At 64.9% G+C, this 24,671-nt stretch carries 25 protein-coding genes; 15 read left to right on the top strand and 10 right to left on the bottom strand.

Translation table 11 applies throughout. The features are described 5' to 3' along the window. Positions 1–900, top strand: coding sequence for a carbohydrate ABC transporter permease (locus ACTJKX_RS16765; RefSeq protein ID WP_068294510.1), 900 nt, complete (start codon positions 1–3; stop codon positions 898–900). Between the two features lie 57 nt (positions 901–957). Here ACTJKX_RS16765 and ACTJKX_RS16770 read toward each other — a convergent pair whose 3' ends face one another. The 3 genes from ACTJKX_RS16770 to hslV are packed head-to-tail and all read right to left on the bottom strand — an operon-like array spanning position 958 to position 2,265. Beyond that, positions 958–1,221, bottom strand: a complete 264-nt coding sequence (locus ACTJKX_RS16770) for a hypothetical protein (RefSeq protein ID WP_311944159.1) — start codon at positions 1,219–1,221, stop codon at positions 958–960. Between the two features lie 31 nt (positions 1,222–1,252). Then, positions 1,253–1,648, bottom strand: a complete 396-nt coding sequence (locus ACTJKX_RS16775) for a hypothetical protein (RefSeq protein ID WP_311944161.1) — start codon at positions 1,646–1,648, stop codon at positions 1,253–1,255. Between the two features lie 41 nt (positions 1,649–1,689). Beyond that, positions 1,690–2,265 (bottom strand): ATP-dependent protease subunit HslV, encoded by a 576-nt coding sequence (gene hslV, locus ACTJKX_RS16780; RefSeq protein ID WP_394314983.1) that lies wholly within the window; start codon positions 2,263–2,265, stop codon positions 1,690–1,692. Positions 2,266–2,647: 382 nt separating this feature from the next. Between hslV and ACTJKX_RS16785 the strand changes: the two genes are divergently transcribed. Beyond that, complete coding sequence (locus tag ACTJKX_RS16785) at positions 2,648–3,802, top strand: aminotransferase (RefSeq protein ID WP_440725937.1); 1,155 nt, start codon at positions 2,648–2,650, stop codon at positions 3,800–3,802. 21 nt (positions 3,803–3,823) lie between these two features. On the opposite strand, the gene ACTJKX_RS16790 is transcribed toward ACTJKX_RS16785, so the two are convergent. After that, positions 3,824–5,023 carry a hypothetical protein gene (locus tag ACTJKX_RS16790; RefSeq protein ID WP_440725938.1) on the bottom strand — a complete coding sequence of 400 codons (1,200 nt, stop codon included), beginning with the start codon at positions 5,021–5,023 and terminating at the stop codon, positions 3,824–3,826. A gap of 234 nt (positions 5,024–5,257) precedes the next feature. Between ACTJKX_RS16790 and hrpB the strand changes: the two genes are divergently transcribed. Continuing rightward, positions 5,258–7,750, top strand: a complete 2,493-nt coding sequence (hrpB, locus tag ACTJKX_RS16795; protein WP_440725950.1) for an ATP-dependent helicase HrpB — start codon at positions 5,258–5,260, stop codon at positions 7,748–7,750. Between the two features lie 46 nt (positions 7,751–7,796). Here the strand turns inward: hrpB and ACTJKX_RS16800 are convergent, their stop codons facing one another. Both ACTJKX_RS16800 and ACTJKX_RS16805 read right to left on the bottom strand, forming a co-directional pair. Further along, complete coding sequence (locus ACTJKX_RS16800) at positions 7,797–7,973, bottom strand: hypothetical protein (RefSeq protein WP_394314981.1); 177 nt, start codon at positions 7,971–7,973, stop codon at positions 7,797–7,799. A gap of 244 nt (positions 7,974–8,217) precedes the next feature. Then, positions 8,218–8,523, bottom strand: coding sequence for a zinc ribbon domain-containing protein YjdM (locus ACTJKX_RS16805; RefSeq protein ID WP_440725939.1), 306 nt, complete (start codon positions 8,521–8,523; stop codon positions 8,218–8,220). 455 nt (positions 8,524–8,978) lie between these two features. On the opposite strand from ACTJKX_RS16805, the gene rpmH reads away from it, so the two are divergent. From rpmH to ACTJKX_RS16830, 5 genes are all read left to right on the top strand, one after another. After that, the gene (gene rpmH / locus ACTJKX_RS16810; protein ID WP_082980037.1) at positions 8,979–9,113 is read left to right on the top strand and encodes a 50S ribosomal protein L34; all 135 of its coding nucleotides are present in this window, start codon (positions 8,979–8,981) and stop codon (positions 9,111–9,113) included. A gap of 75 nt (positions 9,114–9,188) precedes the next feature. Beyond that, positions 9,189–9,599, top strand: a complete 411-nt coding sequence (gene rnpA / locus ACTJKX_RS16815) for a ribonuclease P protein component (RefSeq protein ID WP_311944171.1) — start codon at positions 9,189–9,191, stop codon at positions 9,597–9,599. Next, a complete protein-coding gene (gene yidC, locus ACTJKX_RS16820) occupies positions 9,596–11,575 on the top strand; it encodes a membrane protein insertase YidC (protein ID WP_311944173.1) in 1,980 nt (659 codons plus the stop codon). Before rnpA ends, yidC begins: the two co-directional genes overlap by 4 nt. Continuing rightward, the gene (yihA, locus tag ACTJKX_RS16825; RefSeq protein WP_367626816.1) at positions 11,575–12,225 is read left to right on the top strand and encodes a ribosome biogenesis GTP-binding protein YihA/YsxC; all 651 of its coding nucleotides are present in this window, start codon (positions 11,575–11,577) and stop codon (positions 12,223–12,225) included. Before yidC ends, yihA begins: the two co-directional genes overlap by 1 nt. Further along, positions 12,222–12,587, top strand: coding sequence for a DUF423 domain-containing protein (locus ACTJKX_RS16830; RefSeq protein ID WP_311944176.1), 366 nt, complete (start codon positions 12,222–12,224; stop codon positions 12,585–12,587). Before yihA ends, ACTJKX_RS16830 begins: the two co-directional genes overlap by 4 nt. A 60-nt stretch (positions 12,588–12,647) precedes the next feature. Here the strand turns inward: ACTJKX_RS16830 and ACTJKX_RS16835 are convergent, their stop codons facing one another. Next, the gene (locus ACTJKX_RS16835; protein WP_149253666.1) at positions 12,648–13,112 is read right to left on the bottom strand and encodes an Lrp/AsnC family transcriptional regulator; all 465 of its coding nucleotides are present in this window, start codon (positions 13,110–13,112) and stop codon (positions 12,648–12,650) included. A gap of 140 nt (positions 13,113–13,252) precedes the next feature. On the opposite strand from ACTJKX_RS16835, the gene ACTJKX_RS16840 reads away from it, so the two are divergent. The 3 genes from ACTJKX_RS16840 (at position 13,253) to ACTJKX_RS16850 (ending at position 17,711) form a co-directional block, all read left to right on the top strand. Continuing rightward, the gene (locus ACTJKX_RS16840) at positions 13,253–15,670 is read left to right on the top strand and encodes a transketolase (protein WP_440725940.1); all 2,418 of its coding nucleotides are present in this window, start codon (positions 13,253–13,255) and stop codon (positions 15,668–15,670) included. A 115-nt stretch (positions 15,671–15,785) separates the two neighbouring features. Further along, a complete protein-coding gene (locus ACTJKX_RS16845) occupies positions 15,786–16,946 on the top strand; it encodes an endonuclease/exonuclease/phosphatase family protein (protein WP_440725941.1) in 1,161 nt (386 codons plus the stop codon). Between the two features lie 57 nt (positions 16,947–17,003). Then, positions 17,004–17,711 (top strand): glutamine amidotransferase, encoded by a 708-nt coding sequence (locus tag ACTJKX_RS16850; RefSeq protein ID WP_440725942.1) that lies wholly within the window; start codon positions 17,004–17,006, stop codon positions 17,709–17,711. Between the two features lie 78 nt (positions 17,712–17,789). Here the strand turns inward: ACTJKX_RS16850 and ACTJKX_RS16855 are convergent, their stop codons facing one another. Next, positions 17,790–18,860 carry an NAD(P)H-dependent flavin oxidoreductase gene (locus tag ACTJKX_RS16855; RefSeq protein ID WP_394314973.1) on the bottom strand — a complete coding sequence of 357 codons (1,071 nt, stop codon included), beginning with the start codon at positions 18,858–18,860 and terminating at the stop codon, positions 17,790–17,792. A 116-nt stretch (positions 18,861–18,976) separates the two neighbouring features. Between ACTJKX_RS16855 and ACTJKX_RS16860 the strand changes: the two genes are divergently transcribed. Continuing rightward, positions 18,977–19,840 (top strand): LysR substrate-binding domain-containing protein, encoded by an 864-nt coding sequence (locus ACTJKX_RS16860; protein WP_394314972.1) that lies wholly within the window; start codon positions 18,977–18,979, stop codon positions 19,838–19,840. An 18-nt stretch (positions 19,841–19,858) separates the two neighbouring features. On the opposite strand, the gene rdgB is transcribed toward ACTJKX_RS16860, so the two are convergent. After that, positions 19,859–20,470: an RdgB/HAM1 family non-canonical purine NTP pyrophosphatase gene (gene rdgB / locus ACTJKX_RS16865; protein ID WP_367626821.1), complete on the bottom strand. Its 612-nt coding sequence runs from the start codon at positions 20,468–20,470 to the stop codon at positions 19,859–19,861. Continuing rightward, entirely contained in the window at positions 20,470–21,183 is a 714-nt protein-coding gene (gene rph, locus ACTJKX_RS16870) for a ribonuclease PH (RefSeq protein ID WP_311944187.1), read from the bottom strand. Before rph ends, rdgB begins: the two co-directional genes overlap by 1 nt. A 437-nt stretch (positions 21,184–21,620) precedes the next feature. Between rph and mdh the strand changes: the two genes are divergently transcribed. The 3 genes from mdh to sucD form a co-directional block, all read left to right on the top strand. Next, positions 21,621–22,583: a malate dehydrogenase gene (gene mdh, locus ACTJKX_RS16875; protein ID WP_311944190.1), complete on the top strand. Its 963-nt coding sequence runs from the start codon at positions 21,621–21,623 to the stop codon at positions 22,581–22,583. A gap of 98 nt (positions 22,584–22,681) precedes the next feature. After that, positions 22,682–23,881 carry an ADP-forming succinate--CoA ligase subunit beta gene (gene sucC / locus ACTJKX_RS16880; protein ID WP_440725943.1) on the top strand — a complete coding sequence of 400 codons (1,200 nt, stop codon included), beginning with the start codon at positions 22,682–22,684 and terminating at the stop codon, positions 23,879–23,881. Next, the coding region (gene sucD / locus ACTJKX_RS16885) for a succinate--CoA ligase subunit alpha (protein WP_440725944.1) at positions 23,881–24,671 on the top strand (791 nt) is incomplete at its 3' end. The genes sucC and sucD, both read left to right, overlap by 1 nt.

Raw genomic sequence — 24,671 nt, forward strand, 5'->3', positions numbered from 1 at the left:
ATGACGATGAGCTCGAACCAGGCTACCGCTCCGCTCGCCGATCACGTCGAGGGCATGGGCTATCTCTCCAGCCTGCCCCGGCGGGTGGTAACCGTCTACCTGCCGCTGCTGGTCTTCGTCATCGTGCTGCTGTTCCCGTTCTACTGGATGGCGATCACCACGGTGAAGCCCAACGACCAACTGACCGACTATGCCAATTACAGCCCGTTCTGGGTGGTGGGCCCCACCCTCGAACATATCCGCTATCTCCTGTTCGAAACGTCCTATCCAGGCTGGCTGCTCAACACGATCTATGTCTCGGTGGGCGCGACGGCGCTAGCGCTTGTCGCTTCCGTCCTCGCCGCCTATGCGATCGAGCGCATCCGCTTCAGGGGATCGCGGATCGTCGGCCTCCTGATCTTCCTGGCCTATCTGGTGCCGCCCTCGATCCTGTTCATCCCGCTCGCCTTCATCGTCTTCAAGCTCGGCATCTACGATACCAAGCTCGCTCTGATCGTCACCTATCCGACCTTCCTGATCCCCTTCTGCACCTGGCTGCTGATGGGCTATTTCCGCTCGATTCCCTACGAGCTGGAGGAAAGCGCGCTGGTGGATGGAGCCTCGCGCTGGCAGATCCTGGTCAGGGTCATCCTGCCGCTGGCGGTGCCGGGCCTGATCTCGGCCGGCATCTTCGCCTTCACCCTGTCGTGGAACGAGTTCATCTACGCACTGACCTTCATCCAGTCGTCGGAGAACAAGACCGTGCCGGTGGGTGTGCTGACCGAACTGGTGCGCGGCGACATCTTCGAATGGGGATCCCTCATGGCGGGGGCGCTGTTCGGCTCCCTGCCGGTGGTGATCCTCTATTCCTTCTTCGTCGACTATTACGTGTCGTCGATGACGGGGGCGGTGAAGGAGTAACCGGTTCGCATCGCGACCGCTTTTCCCTGCGATCGACCAGGCGGTGGCCACGCCGTCTCAGCGCCGGTTGCGCCGGTCCTCATACATCTGTTCGAGCGGGTCGATGAAAGATCCGCCGAACAGCACATAGGCGACGACGAAATAGACGAATTTGGCAAGGGTGAAGAAGCCGATCCATTGCAGCAGCACGAAGGGCGCGCTCACCGCGACGAGGCCGAAGCAGATCAGCGCGCTGGCGACGAGGCATGCCAGCAGCACCACCAGATGCATCAGCAATTGTGTCGCGCTGTCATAGGCGCTGAGATCGAATCTACCCTTCATGCCGCCTCCGGTTCAGGACCGGGATTCCCTGCTATTTGTCCTGGGCGAATTTGTAGGCAGCCGCTTCCGGCGCCTTGCCGCTGATGCAGGCCTTGAACTTGGCGACCTCTTCGGGTCCGAAAGTGCCCAGGCCCTGCGCCTGGCATTCCGAACTCGCCTGGCTGTATTCGGCCTCGAGCTTGACGCAGCGCTCGCGCTGCGGCGAGCCGGGCCTGACGCCCCTGCGGCTGCAGGTATCGCCGGCAATGCCCTGGGAGGCCTTGCGCCGCATGCAGTCCGTCATCGCCGTGCCCGCCTTCACCCCCTCGGCCTGGCAGGCCTTTTCGAGCGGATTGGTGGTCGGAAATTCGGGTTGCTTCTCCGCCGCGCAGCCCGCGAGGGCGAAGGCGGCGAAGACGATGGGAAGGCTGATCCGGAAGGAGAGCATGCGCGGGCGGCTTTCTGCCTGTGGTGACTCTCGCCCTCTTATCAGAGATCGATGCTTTCGATTACCAGATTATGGTTGGTATAGACGCAGATATCCGCCGCGATGTTCATCGCCTTCTTGACGATCGCCTCGGCATCATAGTCGGTGTCAACCAGCGCCCTGGCAGCGGCCAGGGCATAATTGCCGCCCGAGCCGATCGCCATCACGCCGCCTTCGGGCTCCAGCACGTCGCCGGTGCCCGTCAGCACCAGCCCGGCCGACTTGTCGGCCACCAGCATCATCGCCTCAAGCCGCCGCAGATAGCGGTCGGTGCGCCAGTCCTTGGCGAGTTCGACGCAGGCCCGCGTCAGCTGGGTGGGGTATTGCTCGAGCTTGGCTTCCAGCCGCTCGAACAGCGTGAAGGCATCGGCCGTGGCGCCGGCGAAGCCGGCGATGACGTCGCCCTTGCCAAGCCGGCGAACCTTGCGGGCATTGCCCTTGATCACGGTCTGGCCGAGGCTGACCTGCCCATCGCCGCCGATCACCACGCGCCCGCCCTTGCGGACCATCAGGATGGTGGTGGCATGGAAGGGAGAGCGGGGACCGCTGTCAGGACTGGCGGAAGGGGCGAACGTCATGGGAACCTCACTGAAGCGTTTCGCGATTTGGCGGGATCGCCAAGAATCGCAAAGACGCGTCGAACCAAAAAGTTAGAGCAAACAAGCATTCGCACTTGGACGCGTTTTTGCTCCAGACATGTCCTCTATCTAGGAGGTCGCACGCAAAAGGCAAAGGGCAGAGAGGCGAGAGCGATGCGGTTCGCTTGAGCGGCGTCCAGATTTGCACGATCTTTGGCATTGCCGGGCTCGACCCGGCAATGCGGCGCCTTGCGCCCATGGCTCCTCGATAGCCGGGTCAAGCCCGGCTATGACAAACCGGAGTGCTCTCCCCTGAGCGAACCGCATTTGGGAGGGCGAGAGGCCCCTTTATCCCTTTACCCAACTCGTCTATCGATCGAGTATGAACAGCATCTTCGCCGGCCTTTCCACCACCATCTTCGAGACGATGTCGCGGCTTGCCCGCGAGCATGATGCCGTCAATCTCGGCCAGGGCTTTCCGGATGATGCCGGCCCGCTCGATGTGCGCGAGAAGGCGGCCGACGCCGTGATGACGGGCTGGAACCAGTATCCGCCCATGCTCGGCCTGCCCGAGCTGCGCCGTGCCGTCGCCGAGCATTATGCCCGTTTCCAGGGCGTGGCGCTCGATCCCGACAGCGAAGTGATGGTCACATCCGGCGCCACCGAGGCGATCGCCGATGCGCTGATGGCGCTGATCGAGCCGGGAGACGAGGTGGTGTTGTTCCAGCCGATGTACGATGCCTATTTGCCGCTGGTGCGCCGGGCTGGCGGGGTACCGCGCTTCGTCACGCTGCAGCCCCCGCATTGGCGCCTGACACGGGATGCGCTCGACGCGGCTTTTTCCGCGCGCACCAAGGTCGTTCTATTCAACAACCCGCTCAATCCGGCCGCCATTGCCTTCCGCGACGAAGATCTGGCCCTGCTGGCGGAATATTGCGTCCATTACAACGCCATCGCCGTCTGCGACGAGGTCTGGGAGCATGTGCTGTTCGACGGTCGCACCCACCGGCCGCTGATCGGCTTTCCCGGCATGCGCGAGCGCACGGTGAAGATCGGCTCGGCCGGCAAGATCTTCTCGCTCACCGGTTGGAAGGTCGGCTTCGTCATGGCCGCCGCGCCGATCCTCAAGGTGATCGCCAAGGCGCACCAGTTCTTCACCTTCACCACCCCGCCCAATCTGCAGGCTGCCGTCGCCTATGGCCTCGGCAAGGAGGGGAGCTATTTCACCGGCATGCGGGCGGACCTGCAGCGCTCGCGCGACCTCTTCGCGGCGGGGCTGGCCGAGCTCGGCTTCGCCACCCTGCCGAGCGAGGCGAGCTACTTCCTCAACATCGACCTGCCTGCTAGCGGTATCGAGGAGGACGATGTCAGCTTCTGCCAGCGCCTGGTCGTCGAGCACAAGGTCGCCGCCATTCCGGTCTCGGCTTTCTATGCCCAGGATGCGGTAATGACGGTGGTTCGCTTCTGCTTCGCCAAGCGGGACGAGACCCTGGCAGCCGCGCTCGCCAATCTGAAGGGCGTGGCACGCCGGCGGTGATCGGGAGGGGTGGTTCTGCCCTCAATCGCGCCGGCGCGCACCCAGCCGGGCCAGGAAGGCAAGCGAGACGCTGGTGAGGCCCAACGCCATCAGCCACCAGGGCTGCCAGGCGGCGAGGCCTGCAAACATCATCACCAAAGCCGAGGCCGAGACGGCGAGGGCGGCAGGCGCCGAACGATCGTCGTCGCGGTTCATGCCCATCAGCGTCAGCCAGAGGGCAAGCGCCGCAAGCGCCACGCCGACGAGGCCGAGCTCCAGCCAGATCTGCAACGCGGCATTGTGAGGCGAGGCCAGGAGCTGGCCACCGACGCCGCGGGTCAGCGAGGAACTCGAATCGTATCCGAAGCCGGCTAAGAGATGATTGGGGAGGGCGTAGGTCACGTCGCGCCAGAGCGCCACCAGGTGATCACCCTCGGCCGGCAGCAGGAAGCCGCCCCAGCGCGCCATCATCCAGCCTGCCAGCGGTGCAAGCACCAGGAGAACCAGGGCCGAGATGGCCACGGCCAGAGCGGCGGCCCGCCGGCGCCAGAGGGCCAGGGTCATCACCACGATGCCAGCGATGAAGGCGGCGAAGATCACCAGATCATGCACCAGCCAGAGCGCCAGGATCATCACCAGACAGATCAGCAGGGCCTGCCAGCTCCGGCCGCGGGCCAGGACTGCGCCCACCGCCGGCCAGGCGAGCAGGGTCATGAGCATGGCCGCGCGCGTGCTTTCGGCATCCTCGGTCCCGGTCTCGCCAAGCCCCTGCAGCGGCGACCCCGGCAGGTATTCGAGGATCAGGGTCACGCTGGCGATGGCGACGCCGATCGGGATGAGGTTGGCATCGCTGAAGCGCACCCGCGGCTTCAGGCAGGAAATCGTGACGGCAAACAGGAGCACGATACCCAATATCCCCGGCAGCCGGCCCGCGGCCGAAGCGGGGCGGGGCGTCCACCAGATGCTGATGGCGGCCCAGACCAGCAAGGCGAGCAGCGCCAGGGTACGGGGTGAGGTCAGCGCGCCTTGCAGGCGGCGCAGCGCCGTCGGCAGACGATTGTCGAGCGCCGCGGCCAGGATCAGCAGGGCGGTGGCGATCGGCACGATGATCGCCACGGCATGGCGCGAGAACATGGCAAAAAAAGGCGCGAAAATCACCAGCAGGAACAAGCCCAGCCGGGTCAGGAGGCCCGACACCGCGAGTGCGGGGTCGAGCGGAGCTTCATAGGCGCGCCGTTCCATCGCCTCGTCCTCAATCGTCGAGAGCTAGCTATGGCCGAAGGCAGGCGAGGCGTCGATGACGAAAAAGTCACACTATGGTTAAAATCGTCCCGCGGCCTGCACGCTGCAATGCCACATTGGACGTAGTCCCTCACCCCTCACCACCTCCTTCCAGGAGAGAGAGCGCGATGATTGCCGGAGTTGCAGGCCGGGTCCGCCATTGCACTTGCTCCCTGGATGCGTCACATCGGCGCGATGCGCGTGTTCGACCAGCCCCTGCCCATCGACGATGCCCTGCCAGCCCTCAGGCAAGCCCTGCAGGCGGGTTCCAATGCCGTCCTCGTTGCGCCGCCCGGCGCCGGCAAGACCACGCGCGTGCCCCTGGCCCTCATCGACGAGGCCTGGACGAAAGGGGGCAAGATCATCGTGCTGGAGCCTCGCCGCCTCGCCGCCCGTGCCGCCGCCGCCCGCATGGCCGCCACGCTGGGCGAGCCGGTCGGCGCCACCGTGGGCCTGCGCGTGCGCCTGGAATCGCGCATATCGGCCAGGACCCGCATCGAGGTGGTCACCGAAGGCGTGTTTGCCCGCATGATTCTGGACGACCCCTCGCTCGACGGCGTGGCAGCCGTGCTGTTCGACGAGTTCCACGAGCGCTCGCTCGATGCCGACCAGGGTCTGGCCTTCGCGCTCGATGCCCAGGCGGGCCTGCGCGAGGACCTGCGCATCCTGCCGATGTCGGCGACGATAGACGGTGCGCGCGTCGCCGCGCTTCTGGGCGATGCGCCGGTGATCGAGAGCGCGGGCCGTGCCTTTCCTGTGGCCACGCACTATCTCGGCCGCGATCCGCGCCAGCGGCTGGATGACGCGGTTGCCGATGCGGTGATGCGGGCCTTGCGGGCGGAGACCGGCTCGATGCTGGTCTTCCTGCCCGGCCAAAGCGAGATCATCCGCACGGCCCGACTTCTGGCCGAGCGCAATCTCGGGGACGGCGTCGACATCGCTCCCCTGTTCGGCGCCATGGAAGCGCGCGACCAGGACCGCGCCGTAGCACCGGCGCCGCCGGGGCGTCGAAAGGTGGTGCTGTCAACCTCGATCGCCGAGACCAGCCTCACCATCGAGGGCGTGCGCGTGGTCATCGATGCAGGCCTCGCCCGCGTGCCGCGCTATGAGCCGGATCTCGGCCTGACCCGGCTCGAAACCGTCAGGGTGTCGCGCGCGAGCGCCGACCAGCGGCGCGGGCGCGCCGGGCGTACCGAACCCGGTGCCTGCTACCGGTTGTGGGAGGAAGCAGCCACAGGCGCTTTCGAGGCTTTCGCCAAGCCGGAGATCCTGGCGGCCGATCTCAGCCCGTTGCTGCTCGATTGCGCCGCCTGGGGCGTCGGCGACCCCCTGGCTCTCGCCTGGCTCGATCCGCCGCCTGCGCCGGCGCTCAAGGAAGCAAGGACGCTGTTGACGGCAATCGAGGCACTCGATGCCGATGGCCGGCTCACCGACATGGGGCGCCATCTCTCCAGCCTGGCGCTGCCGCCGCGGCTGGCCCGCATGATCGTGGCTGCAGTGCCCGCCGGCGAGGCCATGCTGGCCGCCGATATCGCTGCCATCCTGTCGGAGCGAGGCCTCGGCGGCGACGGTACCGACCTCGTCGAGCGCATCGAGCGCTTTCGGCGTGACCGCGGCGGGCGGGCGCAGGACATGCGCCGCCTGGCCGGAAATTGGGCCAGGACGGCCGGCAAGGAAGCCGGAGGCGGCAAGGGCAGTCGGGACCTGGGCGGCGACGGCGATCCGGCCCGGGCCGGTGCGATTCTCGCCTTGGCCTATCCCGACCGCGTCGCCGTGGCGCGTGGCCAGCCCGGCAGCTTCACCATGGAGAATGGGCGCGCCGCGCGCCTGGAACCGCATGACCGGCTCGCCCGTGAACCGATGCTCGCCGTTGCCGAGATCGCCGGCAGCGCCGGTTCGAGCCGCATCCTGCTGGCGGCCCCGATCGGCGCCGAGGAGATCGCTGCCCTGTCCGGCATCAGCGAAAGCGTGAGCGTGGGCTATGATGCCGCCAGTGCCAGTCTCAAGGCGCGCGCTGTCAGGCGCTATCGCCGGCTGGTGCTGCAGGAGGGCACGGCGCCGCTGGCCCTTGGCGCCGATGCCGCCGCCATGCTTGCCCGCGGACTCGCCCAAGGCGGCATCGGCCGGCTGCCGTGGAGCAAGGCCCAACGCCAGTTGCGCGACCGCATCGCCTTCCTCAGGGCCAGCGGTTCGCCGGACTGGCCCGATCTCTCCGACCGGGCCTTGGCCGAAACGGCCGAAACCTGGCTCGCTCCTGTTATCGAAGGGGTGCGAGGGCTTTCAGGCATCACGGCAGAGCATCTGGAGAATGGCCTTGCGGGCCTGCTGCCCTGGCACGAACGCAAAAGGCTCGACGTCGAAGCGCCGCCCTTTTTCGAGGCGCCGACCGGTTCACATCTTGCCATAGACTACGAGGCGGAGGGCGGTCCTGCCATTTCGGTCCGCGTGCAGGAATTGTTCGGTCTTGCCAACCATCCCAGCATCGCCGGCGGCCGGGTGCCGCTTACCATCAACCTGCTTTCGCCGGCACATCGGCCCGTGCAGGTGACAAAGGACCTGCCGGGCTTCTGGAGGGGGTCCTATGCCGCCGTGCGGGTGGAGATGAAGGGGCGCTATCCCCGCCATCCCTGGCCGGAGGACCCGGCCGTAGCCATGCCCACCACGCGGGCGAAACCGCGCGGCACCTGAGGGACCTTATCTTCTGCGTGATCGGCCGCGGCAGGTGGAATCGCGATCAGGATTTGGTGTTGTCGCTATGAGCCGCTCGCAGGGCTTCGGCGAGGGCGCGGGTTGCCTGCGTTCGCGGCATCGAGACGATACGAATGTCCGGCCGGGCTGCCTCTTCCTCGGTAGGCTCGGGGCGACACGGAAGCTGATCCAAAATTCGATGCAATAATGCCAGAATGGACATGTCAAGAACCTCGAATTCTATAAAAGTAATTTAAGTATGGGTTTTTAAAGTGGCCGAACTTAGAGTGGTGAATTCAAGAATGTTAACCAAATATAACACAAAGCCGGTGATTTTATGGTCTCATCAATCGGCTTCTTGAGTTCGATGTACGGATAACAGATACCGAATTGCTTTTCCTTAAACGCTGGAGAGAAAAAAGAGCCGGTGTGCGCCGCTGAGGGCATGGGCTTCTTGATCGCCGGTCCTAACGCCTGCGCACGAATTCCGTGCGCAGGACGAGGCCCTTGATGGCATCGTGGCGGCAGTCGATTTCCTCGTCATTGTCCGTCAGTCGGATCGACTTGATGACCGTGCCCTGCTTCAGGGTCTGATTGGCCCCCTTCACCTTGAGGTCCTTGATGAGGACCACGGAATCACCATCGGCAAGGATGTTGCCGGCGGCATCGCGCACCACGAACTGATCGGCCTTGGCCATGGCCGTCATCTCCGAAGCCGGCCGCCATTCGCCGGTCGCCTCGTCATAGACATAGTCATCGTTCTGGTCGGCCACTTCCTGCACCTTTGGTTATGGAGTCATCCCGCGCCGAACTCGAACCGCCGTCACGGACAGATCCATTTCACGAGCCGGGCCGAGGCCACCTACATCACCGCGATCGCTAGAGCGAGGCAAATCCTTGGCGTCTCCGGAGTGCGGCCCACTATGCTTGGCATAAGGGCGCGCGCCGCTATTCATATGGATCGGACGACCGGTCCGGAAAAGGGACGGTCACGCCGATGGAGGGATCGATCCCCGGCTTCGTCATGCCGTCGTCTTATTCTCCGCGACTTCTTGCGAGTCCTGATTGACTTCCCGGACGCCATCCCCCATAAGCACCGGCGAATTTGGCGTCGCCCATCGGGCCCGGACGCACCCAGGGCGAAGGCCGGGGCGCGTTTTTGGTGTTCGGGGGAGCGCTTTCCCAGTCAACTCGATCGGCATCCGGCCGCGACCGCGGAGAACGACCCGTGAAACGTACTTATCAACCGTCCAAGCTTGTCCGCAAGCGTCGCCATGGCTTCCGTGCCCGCCTGGGCACCAAGGCGGGCCGCAAGGTTCTGGCCGCTCGTCGCGCCCACGGCCGCAAGCGCCTGTCGGCCTGACCTGATCGGGTTGGCGCAATGATTCCGCATCATTGCGCCCGAGCTTTTTGCTCAAGAGCCTCCGAGCCCTCATCGATGCAGCGTCTGCTCAAGCGTCGGGACTTCCTGTTCGTCCGCGAAGGCCGCAGGGCACATGCTGCAACGCTATCCTTGCAGGCACGCCGCCGCGAAAGCGCCGGTGCAGTCGAGGCCGAGCCATCGGCGCCTGAGGATCTGGAGCCGCGTGTCGGCTTTACCGTAACCAAGAAGGAAGGTTGCGCCGTCGAGCGCAATCGGATCCGCCGGCGCTTGCGCGAGGCGGTGCGGCTGTCTGGCGCGCTTCACGCGCGCGATGGCTATGATTATGTCGTGCTCGGGCGGCGCTCCGCCCTCGACGCATCTTTTGCGACGATCGTTGATGAAATGGTAACGGCGTTCGGCCGTGTGCATGGCGAGCGCCAAGGCGCCCGCAAGCCACGCCGTTCGGCCGATGAGGCTGTGCGATGAAGAATGTTGACACCAAGAACGTCGTTCTGGCGGTCGTCCTGACGCTGCTCGTCGTCGTCGTGTGGGAATATTTCATCGGCCAGCCCATGCAGCGGCGCCAGCAGGAAGAGGCGCGGCTGCAGCAGCAAGTCCAGCAGGCCCAGCAGGCACAACAACAGCAGCCGGCAGCGACGCCCACCCCCGGTGTTCCCGGCGGCGTCGGCGGCCAGAAGCAGTTCGCGAGCCGCGAGGAAGCGGTGGCGGGGAGCACGCAGCGCGTCAAGATCGATGCCCAGCGCCTGATCGGTTCGATCAACCTGGTCGGTGGCCTGATCGACGACGTGGCCCTGCGTGGCTATCGCGAGACGCTCGACCCCGCTTCTCCCAATGTCGATCTCTTCTCGCCCCGTGGCACCCCCGTAAAGCCGGCCGACCACAAGACCAACCTGGAAAATCGCGGCCCCTATTTCGCGGGTTTCGGCTGGAATGAAAAGCCGGGCTCCACGTCGCAGACCAAGCTCAATCTGCCCAATCTGAACACGGTTTGGACGGCCAAATCGCAGGCGCCTCTGTCGACCGCCACGCCTGTCCAGCTCGAATGGGACAATGGCCAGGGCCTGATTTTCCACCGCACCATTTCGATCGACGAGGACCGCAGCCAGAGCGGCTCGCTGTTCCCGTCCGCCGGAGAGACGCTGCCGGCCGACAAGCTCGACCTGCCTCGCCAGAACCTGCCCAAGGATCAGCAGGCCAATGTCGCCAAGCCGATCGGCGGTTTCATGTTCACCGTCAAGGACAGCGTCGAGAACAAGGGCACGGCGCCGGTCGAGATCGCGCCCCAGGCCTACATTCTGCGCGTCGGCACCCCGGGGACCCAGGGCACCTACGTCCTGCATGAGGGGCCGATCGGCCGCTTCTCCGGCTCCCAGAAGGAATTGTCCTACAAGGATCTGGCGCCCGACGCCAAGCAGGAGCCCTTTGCCGATGTCACGGGATGGCTCGGCTTTACGGACAAGTACTGGGCCAACGCGCTGATTCCCGACCCTTCCGCCCATTTCACCGCCCGTTTCGTCGGCCAGGATGTCGGCGGTACGCCGGCTTACCTCGCTCAGATCGACCGGCCAACCGTGACGATTGCGCCGGGTGCCAGCGCGGAGGTGAGCACCAATCTGTTCTCCGGCGCCAAGGAAGTCGCGACCCTCTCCTATTACGACGAGAAGCTGAAGACGGATAACATCGCCTATCTGATCGACTGGGGCTATCTGTGGTTCATCACCAAGCCCTTGTTCCGCCTGATCGAGATACTCTTCCATCTCATCGGCAATTTCGGCCTCGCCATTCTCGGCACCACCGTCATCCTCAAGGCCTTCTTCTTCCCGCTCGCCAACCGCTCCTATGAGTCGATGTCGCGCATGAAGAAGTTCCAGCCTGAAATGCAGAAGATCAAGGACGAGTTCCCTGACGACCGCATGAAGCAGCAGCAGGCGATGATGGCGCTCTACAAGGAGCACAAGATCAACCCGCTGTCAGGCTGCCTGCCGATGCTCCTGCAGATCCCGGTGTTCTTCGCGCTCTACAAGGTGCTGTTCGTCACCATCGAAATGCGCCAGGCACCGTTCTATGGCTGGATCCACGATCTGTCGGCGCCCGATCCTACCACTTTGTTCAACCTGTTCGGCCTGATTCCGTGGACGCCGCCCTCCGTCCTGATGGTCGGCTTCTGGGTGGTGGTGATGGGCATCACCATGTTCATCCAGATGCAGCTCAACCCCGCACCGCCGGATCCGACCCAGGCTGCCATGTTCCGCTGGATGCCGCTGATCTTCACCTACATGCTCGCCGCCTTCCCGGCCGGTCTGGTGATCTATTATTGCTGGAACAACACGCTCTCGATCCTGCAACAGGCCTTCATCATGAAGAAGAACGGCGTGAAGATCGAATTGTGGGACAATCTCAGGGCGATGTTCGGCCGCAAGCCTTCATCGGCGGCAAGTTGATGCCTGACGCCTCCGACTACATGGCGGCGGGCAAGAAACTCTTTGCCTCGACGTGGGATTTCCGCCACGCCGCCAATACGCTGGAGGCCTTGCCGCCGCCCGACGGGGTCGAGATCGCCCTCGCCGGGCGCTCCAACGTCGGCAAGTCGAGCCTGATCAACGCCCTGACCAACCGCAACGCCCTGGCCCGCACCTCGCACACGCCGGGGCGTACGCAGGAACTGATCTTCTTTTCGTCGAACGCGCCGCTGACCCTGGTCGACATGCCGGGCTATGGCTATGCCAAGGTCAGCGAGTCCAAGGTCAAGGCCTGGACGCGGCTGATCCATGACTATCTGCGCGGCCGCGTGAACCTTGCCAGGGTCTTCGTGCTGATCGATGCCCGGCATGGCCTCAAGACCACCGACGATGCCGTCCTGAAGACGCTGGACCTGTCGGCCGTGGTCTACCAGATCGTGCTGACCAAGGCCGACGAGGTGAAGAAGGCCGAATTGGAGCGCCGCATCGCCGAGACGAAGGAAAAGATCGCGCGCCGGCCGGCGGCCTTTCCGGAACTGATCGTCACCTCCAGCCGCGAAGGTACCGGCATGGAGGAACTGCGCGCCACCATCGCCCAGATCCTGGCCGAGCGCGGCGGCCTGTCGCTGTGATCGCCGACCGTCTCCTCACCGTGCTGGGCTGCCTGTTCGGGGCCGTCGGCATCGGCCTGATGGCGCTCGCAGCGCATGGCAGATGGCCCGACATCAACTATGCCGCCATCATGGTGCTCGCCCACGCGCCGGCCTTGATCGCCATCGTTGCGGCCCTTCGTGCCGGCCTGCTTCATGCCCTGCTGGCCCGTCCCGCCGCTTTCCTTCTCGCGGCAGCCGTGGCCCTGTTCTCGGCCGATGTCGCGCTGAACGCCATGACCGGCCAGCGCCTGTTCCCGATGGCGGCGCCCATCGGGGGGACCAGTTCGATGGCGGCCTGGCTGCTGGTCGGCGTGTCGGCGCTGGTGGCGAAGACGCGGTAGGGCGGTTGAAGCGCGGACATCCTGTCCGCTCTTGAGACCACTNCCGCGCTCCGGCTTTCCTCACCTTATCGGCAGGACATTCGTATATTTCACCTGCGCCAGGGCGAAGCTCGATTCGATCGAGGCGAGGCCGTCGAGGCGGGTCAGCTTTTCCTTGATGAAGCGCTCATAGGCGGCGAGGTCGGCGCAGACGACGCGCAAGAGATAGTCGCGTGTGCCGGTCATCAGATAGCATTCCAGTACCTCCGGCCAGGGCGCGATGGCGGCGGCGAAGCGGTCGAGGTCCTCCTCGCGCTGGCGTTCCAGCTTGATCGAGATGAACACGCTGACCGGCAGCCCGACCTCCTTCTGCTCGACCACGGCGACATAGCCGCGGATGACGCCGCTTTCCTCCAACTGCCGCACGCGGCGCAAGCAGGGCGAATGCGACAGGCCGACCTGCTCGGCCAGGGCCTGCACCGTCATGCGGCCATCCTCCTGCAGCAGGCGAAGGATCTTGTTGTCGATGGCGTCAAGCGCAGTCATTGTCTCATCCTGCGCAATTTATGCGCATTTTCGATCCTGAATGGCGATACTCTCTAAAGAGATGAGTTTCGGCCTTCAAGATCAACCAAAATCACCTCGTGACTTTTGCTATAACAGGCGGGTTCACCTGGAATCCCGTCATGGCCGATCCCCGTCTCCCCTTTCTCGCTGCCCTCGAACGCAAGGCCCTGTGGCTGTCCTCCTGGATGATCCACAATGCCAATCATCTCCGGGCCAAGGAGGACGGGCTCAAGATCGGCGGCCACCAGGCGTCTTCGGCCTCGCTGGCGACGATCATGACGGCGCTCTATGGCGCGGTGCTCAGGCCCCAGGATCGCGTCGCGGTGAAGCCGCACGCCTCCCCGGTCTTCCATGCGCTCAACTATCTCTTCGGCCTGCAGAGCCTCGAAAAGCTGCAGAATTTCCGCGGCTTCAAGGGAGCCCAGAGCTATCCCTCCCGCACCAAGGATGTCGACGACGTCGATTTCTCCACCGGCTCCGTGGGGCTGGGCGTGGCCCAGACGCTGTTCTCGGCCCTGGTGCAGGACTATGTGAAGGCCAAGGGCTGGGGGGAGTGGCCGGAAGGGCGGATGATCTCCCTGGTCGGCGATGCCGAGATGGACGAGGGCAACATCTTCGAGGCCCTGCTGGAGGGCTGGAAGCAGGGCGTGCGCAATGTCTGGTGGATCGTCGACTACAACCGCCAGTCGCTCGATGCCGTGGTGCGCGAGGGCCTGTGGCAACGTTTCGAATCGATCTTCCGCAATTTCGGCTGGGACGTCGTCATCCTCAAATATGGCCGCCTGCTGGAGGCCGCCTTCGCCGAGCCGGGCGGCGAAGTGCTGCGGCACTGGATCGACAACTGCCCCAACCAGCTCTATGCGGCGCTGTGCTACCAGGGTGGTGCGGCCGAGGGAGGCAAAGTCTGGCGTCGCCACCTCAACGATGCCATCGGCGACCAAGGCGAGGTCAGCAGGTTGATCGAGGCCCGCTCCGACGCCGAACTCGCGGCGCTGATGACCAATCTCGCCGGCCATGACATGCCCAGCCTCATCGACGCCTTCGAGGCGGCGGCCCGCCATGACCGGCCGACCTGCTTCATCGCCTATACGGTGAAGGGCTTCGGCCTGCCGTTCCAGGGCCACAAGGACAACCATGCCGGCCTGATGACGCCGGCCCAGATGGAGGCCTGGCAGCAGGCCATGGCCATCCGCCCCGGGCATGAATGGGACAAGTTCGAGGGGCTCGACCTGACGCCGGAGGCGATGCAGGCGGCGCTCGACCGGGTGCCTTTCGTGCAGAAGGGCAGGCGGCGCCTCGCCGCTGCCAAGGTCGAGGTGCCCGCGACGCTGCCCTATCGGGCGTCCGCCTCGATGTCGACCCAGCAGGGCTTCGGCATCATCCTCAACGACCTTGCCGCGACCGATCTGCCGGTCGCCGAGCGCATCGTCACCACGGCGCCCGATGTCACCGTCTCCACCAATCTCGGCGGCTGGGTCAACCGGCGCGGCCTGTTCGCCCGCGAGGAATTGGCCGACGTCTTCAGGAAGGAGAAGATCCCCTCGACCTTTGCCTGGGACTTCTCGCCTGGGGGGCAGCATATCGAACTCGGCATCGCCGAAATGAACCTTTTCATCCTGCTCTCGGCGCTGGGCCTGTCCCATTCCATCAATGGCGAAAGGCTCCTGCCGATCGGCACGCTCTATGATCCCTTCATCCAGCGCGGCCTCGATGCCCTCAATTATGCCTGCTACCAGGATGCCCGCTTCATGGTGGTGGCGACGCCCTCGGGCATCACGCTGGCGCCGGAGGGCGGGGCGCACCAGTCGATCGCCACGCCGCTGATCGGCCTGGCCCAGGACGGCCTCGCCGCCTTCGAGCCTGCCTTCGTCGACGAACTCGCCGTGATCATGCGCTTTGCCTTCGACTATATGCAGCGGGACGGCGAGGGCGACCGTGACGAGACAACCTGGCTGCGCGACGAGACCGGCGGCTCGGTCTATCTGCGCCTGTCGACCCGCACCATCGACCAGCCGCAGCGCACGATGTCGCCGGCGCTGGCGGCCGACATCGTCAACGGCGCCTATTGGCTGCGCCCGCCCGGCCCCAATGCCGAGATCGTGGTGGCGGCCATGGGCGCCGTGGTGCCCGAAGCGATCGAGGCCATCGGCCTGATGAGCGAAGACCGCCGTGATGCCGGCCTGCTGGTCATCACCTCCGCCGACCGGCTCAATGCCGGCTGGACGGCCGCCGAACGCGCCCGCCAGCGCGGCAATGCCGGGGCCAGGAGCCATATCGAGCGCCTGCTCGGCCCCCTCTCGCGCGATTGCGGCCTCGTTACCGTGCTGGACGGCCATCCGGCCACCCTGGCCTGGCTCGGCAGCGTGCGCGGCCAGCGAGTGACTTCGCTCGGCGTCGAGCATTTCGGCCAGACCGGCAGCATCCAGGAGCTCTATCGCCATCACGGCCTCGACGCCAATGCCATCCTGCATGCCGCCCAGGCCCTGTCGCCGGGGCGGCCGATCCGCAACCGCAGGGAACTCGCGCCGGCGGAGTAGGCGCTGCTTACCCTCCCCCTCCAGGGGAGGGTAGAGAAGCCCGTCGCGTCTCCTCCCCGGGGATTGCCACGAATCCCCAGCCTTGCGAGATTGAAGCTCTCGCAAGGGTAGCCCGATGTCCTCCTCCGTCCTGCGCGTCGCCACCTTCAACACCCAGTTGCTGGCGAGGCCCGGCGTGCGCTTTCACGAGCAGCCGCCCTACTCACCCGAAGAATATGAAGCCAAGACCGCATTCATCGGCGGGCTGCTCGAACGCGGCCAGGTCGATCTCGCCGGCTTCCAGGAAGTATTCCACGAGGAAGCCCTGCGCGAGGCGGTCTGGAAGGCGCCGCGTCTTCAGGGGGCAACCGTCAATGCGCCGCTCGCCGATGACGACGGACCCAAGACCCCGGATGGAGCATTGAATGCGCCGCGGGTCGGGCTGGCGAGCCGGCTCCCCGTGCTCAAGGTCGAATCGATCGCAGCCTTTCCACCCGGCCTCGGCCAGGGCTTTGCCGTCAGGCGCGACGAGAACGGGCGCCAGCAGGCCGTCCCGGTCGGCATCAGCTTCTTCGAGCGTCCGGTCCTGCGGGCCGAGGTGCTGCTGCCCGACAGCGTACCGCTGACCGTCTATGTGGTGCACCTCAAGTCGCGCCGGCCGGTGGTGCTGGAGGATGAGGACCGGCGCGATCCGGCCGTGCGGGCACTCGCCGTAGTGCGGGCGCTGCTGCAGCGCGGCGCCGAGGCTGCGGCGCTGAGGGTGATGCTGTCGCGGGAGATGGCAGGGCGGGGCACCGAACCCCGCCCGGTGATGGTGCTGGGCGATCTCAATGACGAACTCACCAGCGTGACCACCGAACTCATCCGCGGCGAGCAGCCGCTGCCCGAGAGCCTGAAGCCGCTGATGGCCGATCCCGGCGACTGGCAGCGCAAAAACCGCCGCCTGTGGGACCTGCATCTCTATGCCGCCTCCGACCAGCAGGCCATGCACATCAAGGGAACCACCCTCTATACCCATATCCATTTCGGCGATTATCAGGTGCTGGACCACATCCTGTTCAGCCAGGAGTTCCACAACCGCAATCCGCACCGGATCGGCGATTTCCGCTATCTGCAGGTCTATAACGACCATGTCGTCGACACGCATATGACCGACATGACCCGCAATGTCCGCACCGCCAGCGATCACGGCGTGCCGGTGGCGGAATTCAACCTGCTCACGGCCGCTTCACGCAAAGTGCTGCAAAATGGCACCAGTGGTGCAGCTAATGTGCCTTCCGGCACCGCCAATGCTTAACTTTTCGCTAAGACTTCCGTAACATCATGGTTACGAAATCGTTTCACAGGCCGAATCGTGACGGGAAAGATCCTCATCGTTCTGCATCAGGAACATTCATCGCCCGGGCGGATCGGGCGCTTTCTGATCGAACGCGGCTATGAACTCGATATCAGGCGCCCTCGTTTCGACGATCCTCTGCCAGAGACCATGCGCGACCATGCCGGGGCCGTGATCTTCGGCGGGCCGATGAGCGTGAACGACCAGGAGGCCTGGATCCGCCGCGAGATCGACTGGATCGGCGTGCCCCTGAACGAAAACAAGCCCTTTCTTGGTGTCTGCCTCGGTGCCCAGATGCTGACGCGCCATCTTGGCGGCCGTGTCTCGCGCCATGAGGGCGGCCAGGTCGAGATCGGCTATTGGCCGATCGAGCCGACGGCGGAAGGCCGTTCCCTGATGTCCTGGCCGAGCCATGTCTATCATTGGCACAATGAAGGTTCGGAGCATGTGCGCGGCACGCGGCTGCTCGCCACCGGGTCGACCTTCGCCAACCAGGCCTTCGCCTGCGGTCGCGCGGCCTATGGCCTGCAGTTCCATCCCGAAGTCACCTATCTGATGATGAACCGCTGGACGACCGGAAGCGAGGAGAGCTTCAAGCTGCCCGGCGCGCAGGATCGCGAGCAGCAATTCTCCGGCCGCTGGCAATATGATCCGGGCATGCAGCAATGGCTGCACGGCTTCCTCGATCTCTGGCTGACACCGGCCATGGCGATGGCTGCGGAGTGATTTGGAGCGCGGGCTTCCAGCCCGCTCTTGGAGACGCAACGGCTGGGAAGGAAGAGCGGACTGGAAGTCCGCGCTCCATCATCTCCCCAGCTTTGCCAGCGCTTCGGCCGCCAAGCGTTTCGTCAATTCGCCTGCCGACGACGCCTCCCGACCCAGGCGCGCGGCCTGGCCGGACCATAGCGACATGAAGTCGCCGGAGCCCTGCGGCTCGGTTTTGGCCCGCAGCGGCGCCAATGCGCCGCCGGCGAGCGGGAAGGCGGGAGCGAGTTCCGATATCGGGCCGATTTCGCGCATCAGGCGATTGACGATGCCACGGGCTGGCCGCCCCGTGAACAGATTGGTGAGGGCGGTCTTGTCGGCATCGGGGCTGCGCAGGGCAGCGGCATGCGGGGCAGGCATGCGTGCCTGTGGCGTGAACATATAGGCAGTGCCGATCTGCACCGCAGCGGCGCCTAGGGCGAAGGCCGCAACGATGCCGCGGGCATCGGTGATGCCACCGGTGGCGATCACCGGTACCTTCACGGCATCCACCACTTGCGGCACCAGGGCGAAGGTACCGATCTGGGTGGCGATGTCGTCGGTGAGGAAGACGCCGCGATGGCCGCCCGCTTCGAAACCCTGGGCGATGATGGCGTCACAGCCATGATCCTCGAGCCAGCGTGCCTCGTCGACCGTGGTGGCGGAGGAGAGGACCTTGGCACCCGTGGCCCTCACGCGGTCGAGCAGGGTTTTTTCGGGCAGGCCGAAATGGAAGCTGACGATTGGGGGCCTGAACTCCTCGACGATGGTGCAGAGCTCATCGTCGAAGGGAGCCCGGTTCGAGCTTGGAACCGGCGCGGCGGCATCGATACCCACCTCGCGGTAATAGGGTTCGAGCCGTTTGCGCCAGCCGGCCTCGCGGGTCGGATCGGGCATTGGCGAGGTGTGGCTGAAGAAGTTGACGCTGAACGGTTTCGTGATCTGCTGGCGGATGAGGCCGAGTTCGGTGCGGACCTGTTCGGGCGTCAGCGTGGCACAGGGCAGGGAGCCCAGACCGCCTGCTTCGCTGACCTCGATCACCATTTCATAGTGGGAGGGGCCTGCCATGGGTGCCTGAATGATGGGGATCTCGATGCCGAAGAGCTCCTGAATGCGCTGATCGGGCCACATCGCCGTTCTCCTTGATTGGCCTCGCCGCCTCGGGGCGAGAACTAAACCGGAGACAGGCCTATCATTTCATTTTTGAAAATGATAACTGTTTTTTTATTCTCAAAAAGAGAACGAAATTGGATCTATCCTCCCTCGATATCTTCCTTGCCGTTGCCGACGAGCAGAGCGTTACCCGGGCTTCGGACCGTTTGGGGCGGGTGCCCTCCAACGTGACCACACGGGTCCGGCAGCTTGAGCAGGAACTGGGCGTGGCGCTGTTCAGCCGGAACGGCAAGCGCATGCGTCTGACCCGGGAAGGGGAGGTCTTTCTCACTTACGCCAATCGTCTGATCGCCCTGGCGGATGAAGCCCGCGGCGCGCTGAAGCCGTCGGGGCCAGCGGGATCCTTCCGGGTGGGGGCGATGGAGAGCACGGCTGCGAGCCGTCTGCCGCCGGTGCTGGCGAAATTCCACGCCGCCTGGCCCGCCGTATCGCTGCAACTGATCACCGGTGGCACGAAGGGCCTGATCCGCCGGCTGCTCGCGCATGAGCTCGATTGCGCCCTGATCGGCCAGCCACCCATCGAGGGGATCGACATCGGCTATGATGCCGGGCGGCTCGAAGGCGAACGTGTCTTCACCGAGGATCTGCTGATCGTGCTGCCACCCGGCCATCCGCCGATTGCCAAGGCTGCCGACCTCAGGGTCGACAGCCTTGCCGCCCTCGAGCCGGGCTGTACCTACCGGGCCGTAGCCGAGCATTGGGCGCGCGGCGCCAGGAGGCTGCGCGTGCAGGAGCTGGCCTCCTACCATGCCATGCTGGCGGCGGTCTCGACCGGCAACGCCGTCGGCGTCATGCCGCGTTCCGTGCTCGATCTCCTGCCGGGCGGAAGCGAGGTACAGACCCATCGCCTCGGACAGATCGAAACACTGCTCGTCCGGCGCAGAGGCGAGGCGTCGCCGGCCTTCGAGGCATTCCGGCAGGCGCTTACGGAAGGGTGATTCCGCCCGATGTTGCGGTCAATCCTTCAGGCAGGCCTCTGCCAGCTTCTGGAAGGAGCGGGCGCGGTGGGAGACGGTGTTCTTCTGCGCTTCCGTCATCTCGGCGAAGGTCTTGTCCGAGCCCTCGGGCTGGAACATCGGGTCATAGCCATGCCCGTGTTCGCCGCGGGTCGGCCAGACCAGGGTGCCGTCGGCCCGCCCTTCGAAAGTCTCGGAATGACCGTCGGGCCAGACCACGCTGAGAACGGAGACGAAACTGCCGCGCCGTTGTGCCGGCTCGGTTGCGCCGACGGCGAGCAACTCGTCCTGGGCCCTCTGCATGGCGATGTCCCAGTCGCGGGTCGGACCGGACCAGTCCGCCGTGTAGACGCCGGGCGCCCCGTCCAGGGCCTCGATGCATAGGCCTGAATCGTCGGCGATGGCCGGCAGGCCGGTGGCTTCGAGGGCGGCGAGCGCCTTGATGCGGGCATTCTCAACAAAGGTCGTCCCGGTCTCCTCCGGCACGGGCAGGCCGAGCTGGCCGACGGAGACGACATCCACGCCATAGGGCGCCATCAACGCCTTGAACTCGGAGAGCTTGCCGTTGTTGTGCGTGGCAAGCACCAGCTTGCCGGCGAGGCGGCGGCCCATCACGCCACCGCCTGCTTCTGCAACTCGACCAACTCGCCGATACCCTTGCGGGCTAATGTCAGCATCTCCAGGAACTGTTCCTGGCTGAAGGGCGCCCCCTCGGCCGTGCCCTGGATCTCGACGAGGCCGCCCGAGCCCGTCATTACGAAATTGGCATCGGTCATCGCTTCCGAATCCTCGACATAATCGAGGTCGAGCACCGCCGTTCCCTTCGAGATGCCGCAGGAAATCGCGGCGACATGGTCCTTGATCGGGCTGACGGTGAGCATCTTGCGCTCCATCATCCACTTCACGCATTCCTGCAGGGCCACGAAGCCGCCGGTGATCGAGGCGGTACGGGTGCCGCCATCGGCCTGCAGCACGTCGCAATCGATGGTGATCTGCTTCTCGCCCAGACGCACCAGGTCGACCACGGCACGCAGCGAACGTCCGACCAGGCGCTGGATCTCCTGGGTACGGCCGGATGGCTTGCCGGAGGAGGATTCGCGGCGCGTGCGCTCATGCGTGGCGCGCGGCAGCATGGCATATTCGGCCGTAACCCAGCCCTTGCCGGTGCCGCGCAGCCAGGACGGGGGCTTGTCCTCGAGGCTGGCGGTGCACAGCACATGGGTTTCGCCGAATTTGATCAGGCAGGAGCCTTCGGCATAGCGGGCGACGTTGCGCTCGATCGAAACGGGACGCAGCTCATCGAAAGCGCGGCGGGAAGGACGCATCGGATTCTCCAAATTTGTGGCCGCCTTGTAGCCCGGCCGGCGTCGCCTGTCACGGTGCCGTGCATATTGCCTGGCAGTGAAAGGCGGCAAGCCGAGACCGGGACGATGCCGACATGGCCTCCTCTGAGCGGAAGTAGCCTACCTGGAAGGGTAGGCGGTTGATTCAGAGGAAAATCTCATGAACCATGTTACATGTTACAAAATTTGAAATATGTAACCTCAATTTTTGGCCCAAAACTTGTTTGGAGAGGAATGTGTCCCTATCTGATATGTCATTGATTGGAAATGATTATCTTGTAGATCTATGCATCTTGAGAGCGCGGGGCGACAGGCGTTTCAACCTGGGGTCGCCTATCGCTTGAACCCTGCTTCCAAAGGGGCTATCGGAGGTGGGGAACGAAACTCACCTTTGGCTACAATCTCAGGGACATTACGTTATGGCACGTAGCAAGATCGCTCTTATCGGGGCGGGACAGATCGGTGGCACGCTGGCTCTTCTGGCCGGTCTGAAAGAACTGGGCGATATCGTGCTCTTCGACGTGATGGAAGGCGTACCGCAGGGCAAGGCCCTCGACATCGCCGAGGCTGCCCCGGTCGACGGCTTCGACGTCAAGCTTGCCGGCACCCAGAGCTACGAAGGCATCAAGGGCGCCGATGTGGTGATCGTCACTGCCGGCGTGCCGCGTAAGCCCGGCATGAGCCGTGACGATCTCCTCACCATCAACCTCAAGGTGATGGAGCAGGTCGGCGCCGGAATCGCCAAATATGCCCCGGACGCTTTCGTCATCTGCATCACCAATCCGCTCGACGCCATGGTCTGGGCGCTGCAGAAGTCCTGCGGCCTGCCGGCCAACAAGGTCGTCGGCATGGCCGGCGTGCTCGACTCCTCGCGCTTCCGCCACTTCCTGGCCGACGAGTTCAACGTCTCTGTGGAAGACGTCACCGCCTTTGTGCTCGGCGGCCATGGTGACACCATGGTTCCCTCCGTGCGCTATTCCACAGTGGCCGGCATCCCGCTGCCCGACCTCATCAAGATGGGCTGGATCACGGAAGCGCGCCTTGCCGAGATCGTGCAGCGCACCCGTGACGGCGGCGCCGAGATCGTCAACCTCCTGAAGACCGGCTCGGCCTTCTATGCGCCGGCCGCCTCCGCCATCGTGATGGCCGAGAGCTATCTCAGGGACAAGAAGCGCGTGCTGCCCTGCGCCGCGCATCTCACCGGCCAGTATGGCGTCAACGACCTCTATGTCGGCGTGCCTGTGGTTCTGGGCGCCGGCGGCGTCGAGCGCATCGTCGAGATCCAGCTCGACAAGGAAGAGCGGGCCGGCTTCGAGAAGTCGGTCAATGCGGTGAAGACCCTGGTCGACGCCTGCAAGACCATCGCTCCCTCGCTCGCCTGACCCCCAGAGCAAGCGCGTTCGAACGAAAACGCGTCTTTGGGATTTGGGGAGATTTCATCAAATCCCGAAACGCTTTAGCCAATCTGGAGCTACTGGCCATGAACATTCATGAATACCAGGCAAAGGCGGTCCTGAAGGAATTCGGCCTGCCCGTATCGAAGGGCGTCCCGGCCTTGACGGTCGAGGAAGCGGTGAAGGGGGCCAAGGAGCTCCCCGGTCCGCTTTACGTGGTGAAGTCGCAGATCCATGCGGGCGGGCGCGGCAAGGGCAAGTTCAAGGAACTGCCTGCCGACGCCAAGGGCGGGGTGCGGCTTGCCAAGTCGATCGAGGACGTGCGCGCCCATGCGCAGGAGATGCTGGGCAACACGCTGGTGACGGTGCAGACCGGGCCGGCCGGCAAGCAGGTCAACCGCCTCTATGTCGAGGACGGCTCCGACATCGAAAAGGAGTTCTACCTCTCGGTGCTGGTCGACCGCGAGACCAGCCGGGTCGCCTTCGTGGTCTCCACCGAGGGCGGCATGGACATCGAGAAAGTGGCCCATGAGACGCCGGAGAAGATCGTGACCTTCTCGGTCGATCCGGCCACCGGGGTGATGAACCATCACGGCCTGGCGGTGGCCAAGGCGCTCGGGCTCTCGGGCGACCTGGCCAAGCAGGCGGTGAGCCTGACCACCAGGCTCTACACCGCCTTCGTGGCCAAGGACATGGCGCTCCTTGAGATCAATCCCCTGATCGTCACCAAGGACGGCCAGCTCAAATGCCTGGATGCCAAGATGGGCTTTGATTCCAACGCCCTCTACCGCCATCCCGACATCGTGGCGCTGCGCGACGAGAGCGAGGAAGATCCCAAGGAGATCGAGGCCTCGCGCTACGATCTCAACTACATCGCGCTCGACGGCTCGATCGGCTGCATGGTGAACGGGGCGGGCCTGGCCATGGCCACGCTCGACATCATCAAGCTCTATGGCGAGGAGCCGGCCAACTTCCTGGATGTCGGCGGCGGGGCCAGCAAGGAGAAGGTGACGGCGGCCTTCAAGATCATCACGGCCGATCCGCAGGTGAAGGGCATCCTGGTCAACATCTTCGGGGGCATCATGCGCTGCGACGTGATCGCCGAGGGCGTGATCGCTGCGGTGCAGGAAGTGGGGCTGACCATCCCGCTGGTGGTGCGCCTGGAGGGCACCAATGTCGAACTCGGCAAGCAGATCATCCGCGATTCCGGCCTGAACGTGATCGCGGCCGACGACCTCGACGATGCCGCCCAGAAGATTGTCAAAGCCGTGCGGGAAGCCAAGTAATGTCGATCCTGATCAACAAGCAAACGCGCGTCATCTGCCAGGGCTTCACCGGCAAGAACGGCACCTTCCATTCCGAGCAGGCGCTCAAATACGGCACGCAGCTGGTGGGGGGCACCTCGCCGGGCAAGGGCGGCTCGCAGCATCTGGGCCTGCCGGTATTCGACACCGTGGCCGAGGCACGCCATGTCACCAAGGCCGATGCCAGCGTGATCTACGTGCCGCCGCCGGGGGCGGCGGATGCGATCTGCGAGGCGATCGACGCGGAAATCCCGCTGATCGTGTGCATTACCGAGGGCATTCCGGTCACCGACATGATCAAGGTGAAGCGGGCGCTGTCGGGCTCGAAGTCGCGCCTGATCGGGCCGAACTGCCCGGGGGTGATGACGGCGGACGAATGCAAGATCGGCATCATGCCGGGCAACATCTTCAAGAAGGGCTCGGTGGGCATCGTGTCGCGCTCGGGCACGCTGACCTATGAGGCGGTGTTCCAGACCACCCATGAGGGGCTGGGGCAGACCACGGCGGTGGGCATTGGCGGCGACCCGGTCAAGGGTACCGAGTTCATCGACGTCTTGGAGATGTTCCTGGCCGATCCCGACACCCATTCGATCGTGATGATCGGGGAGATCGGCGGCTCGGCCGAGGAGGATGCGGCGCAGTTCCTGGCCGACGAAGCCAGGCGCGGGCGGGCCAAGCCGACGGTGGGCTTCGTGGCCGGGCGCACCGCTCCCCCCGGACGGCGCATGGGCCATGCCGGCGCCATCATCTCCGGCGGCAAGGGCGATGCCGG

The sequence above is a fragment of the Labrys sp. 22185 genome (assembly GCF_052045555.1).
GTDB classification, from domain to species: Bacteria; Pseudomonadota; Alphaproteobacteria; order Rhizobiales; family Labraceae; genus Labrys; species Labrys neptuniae.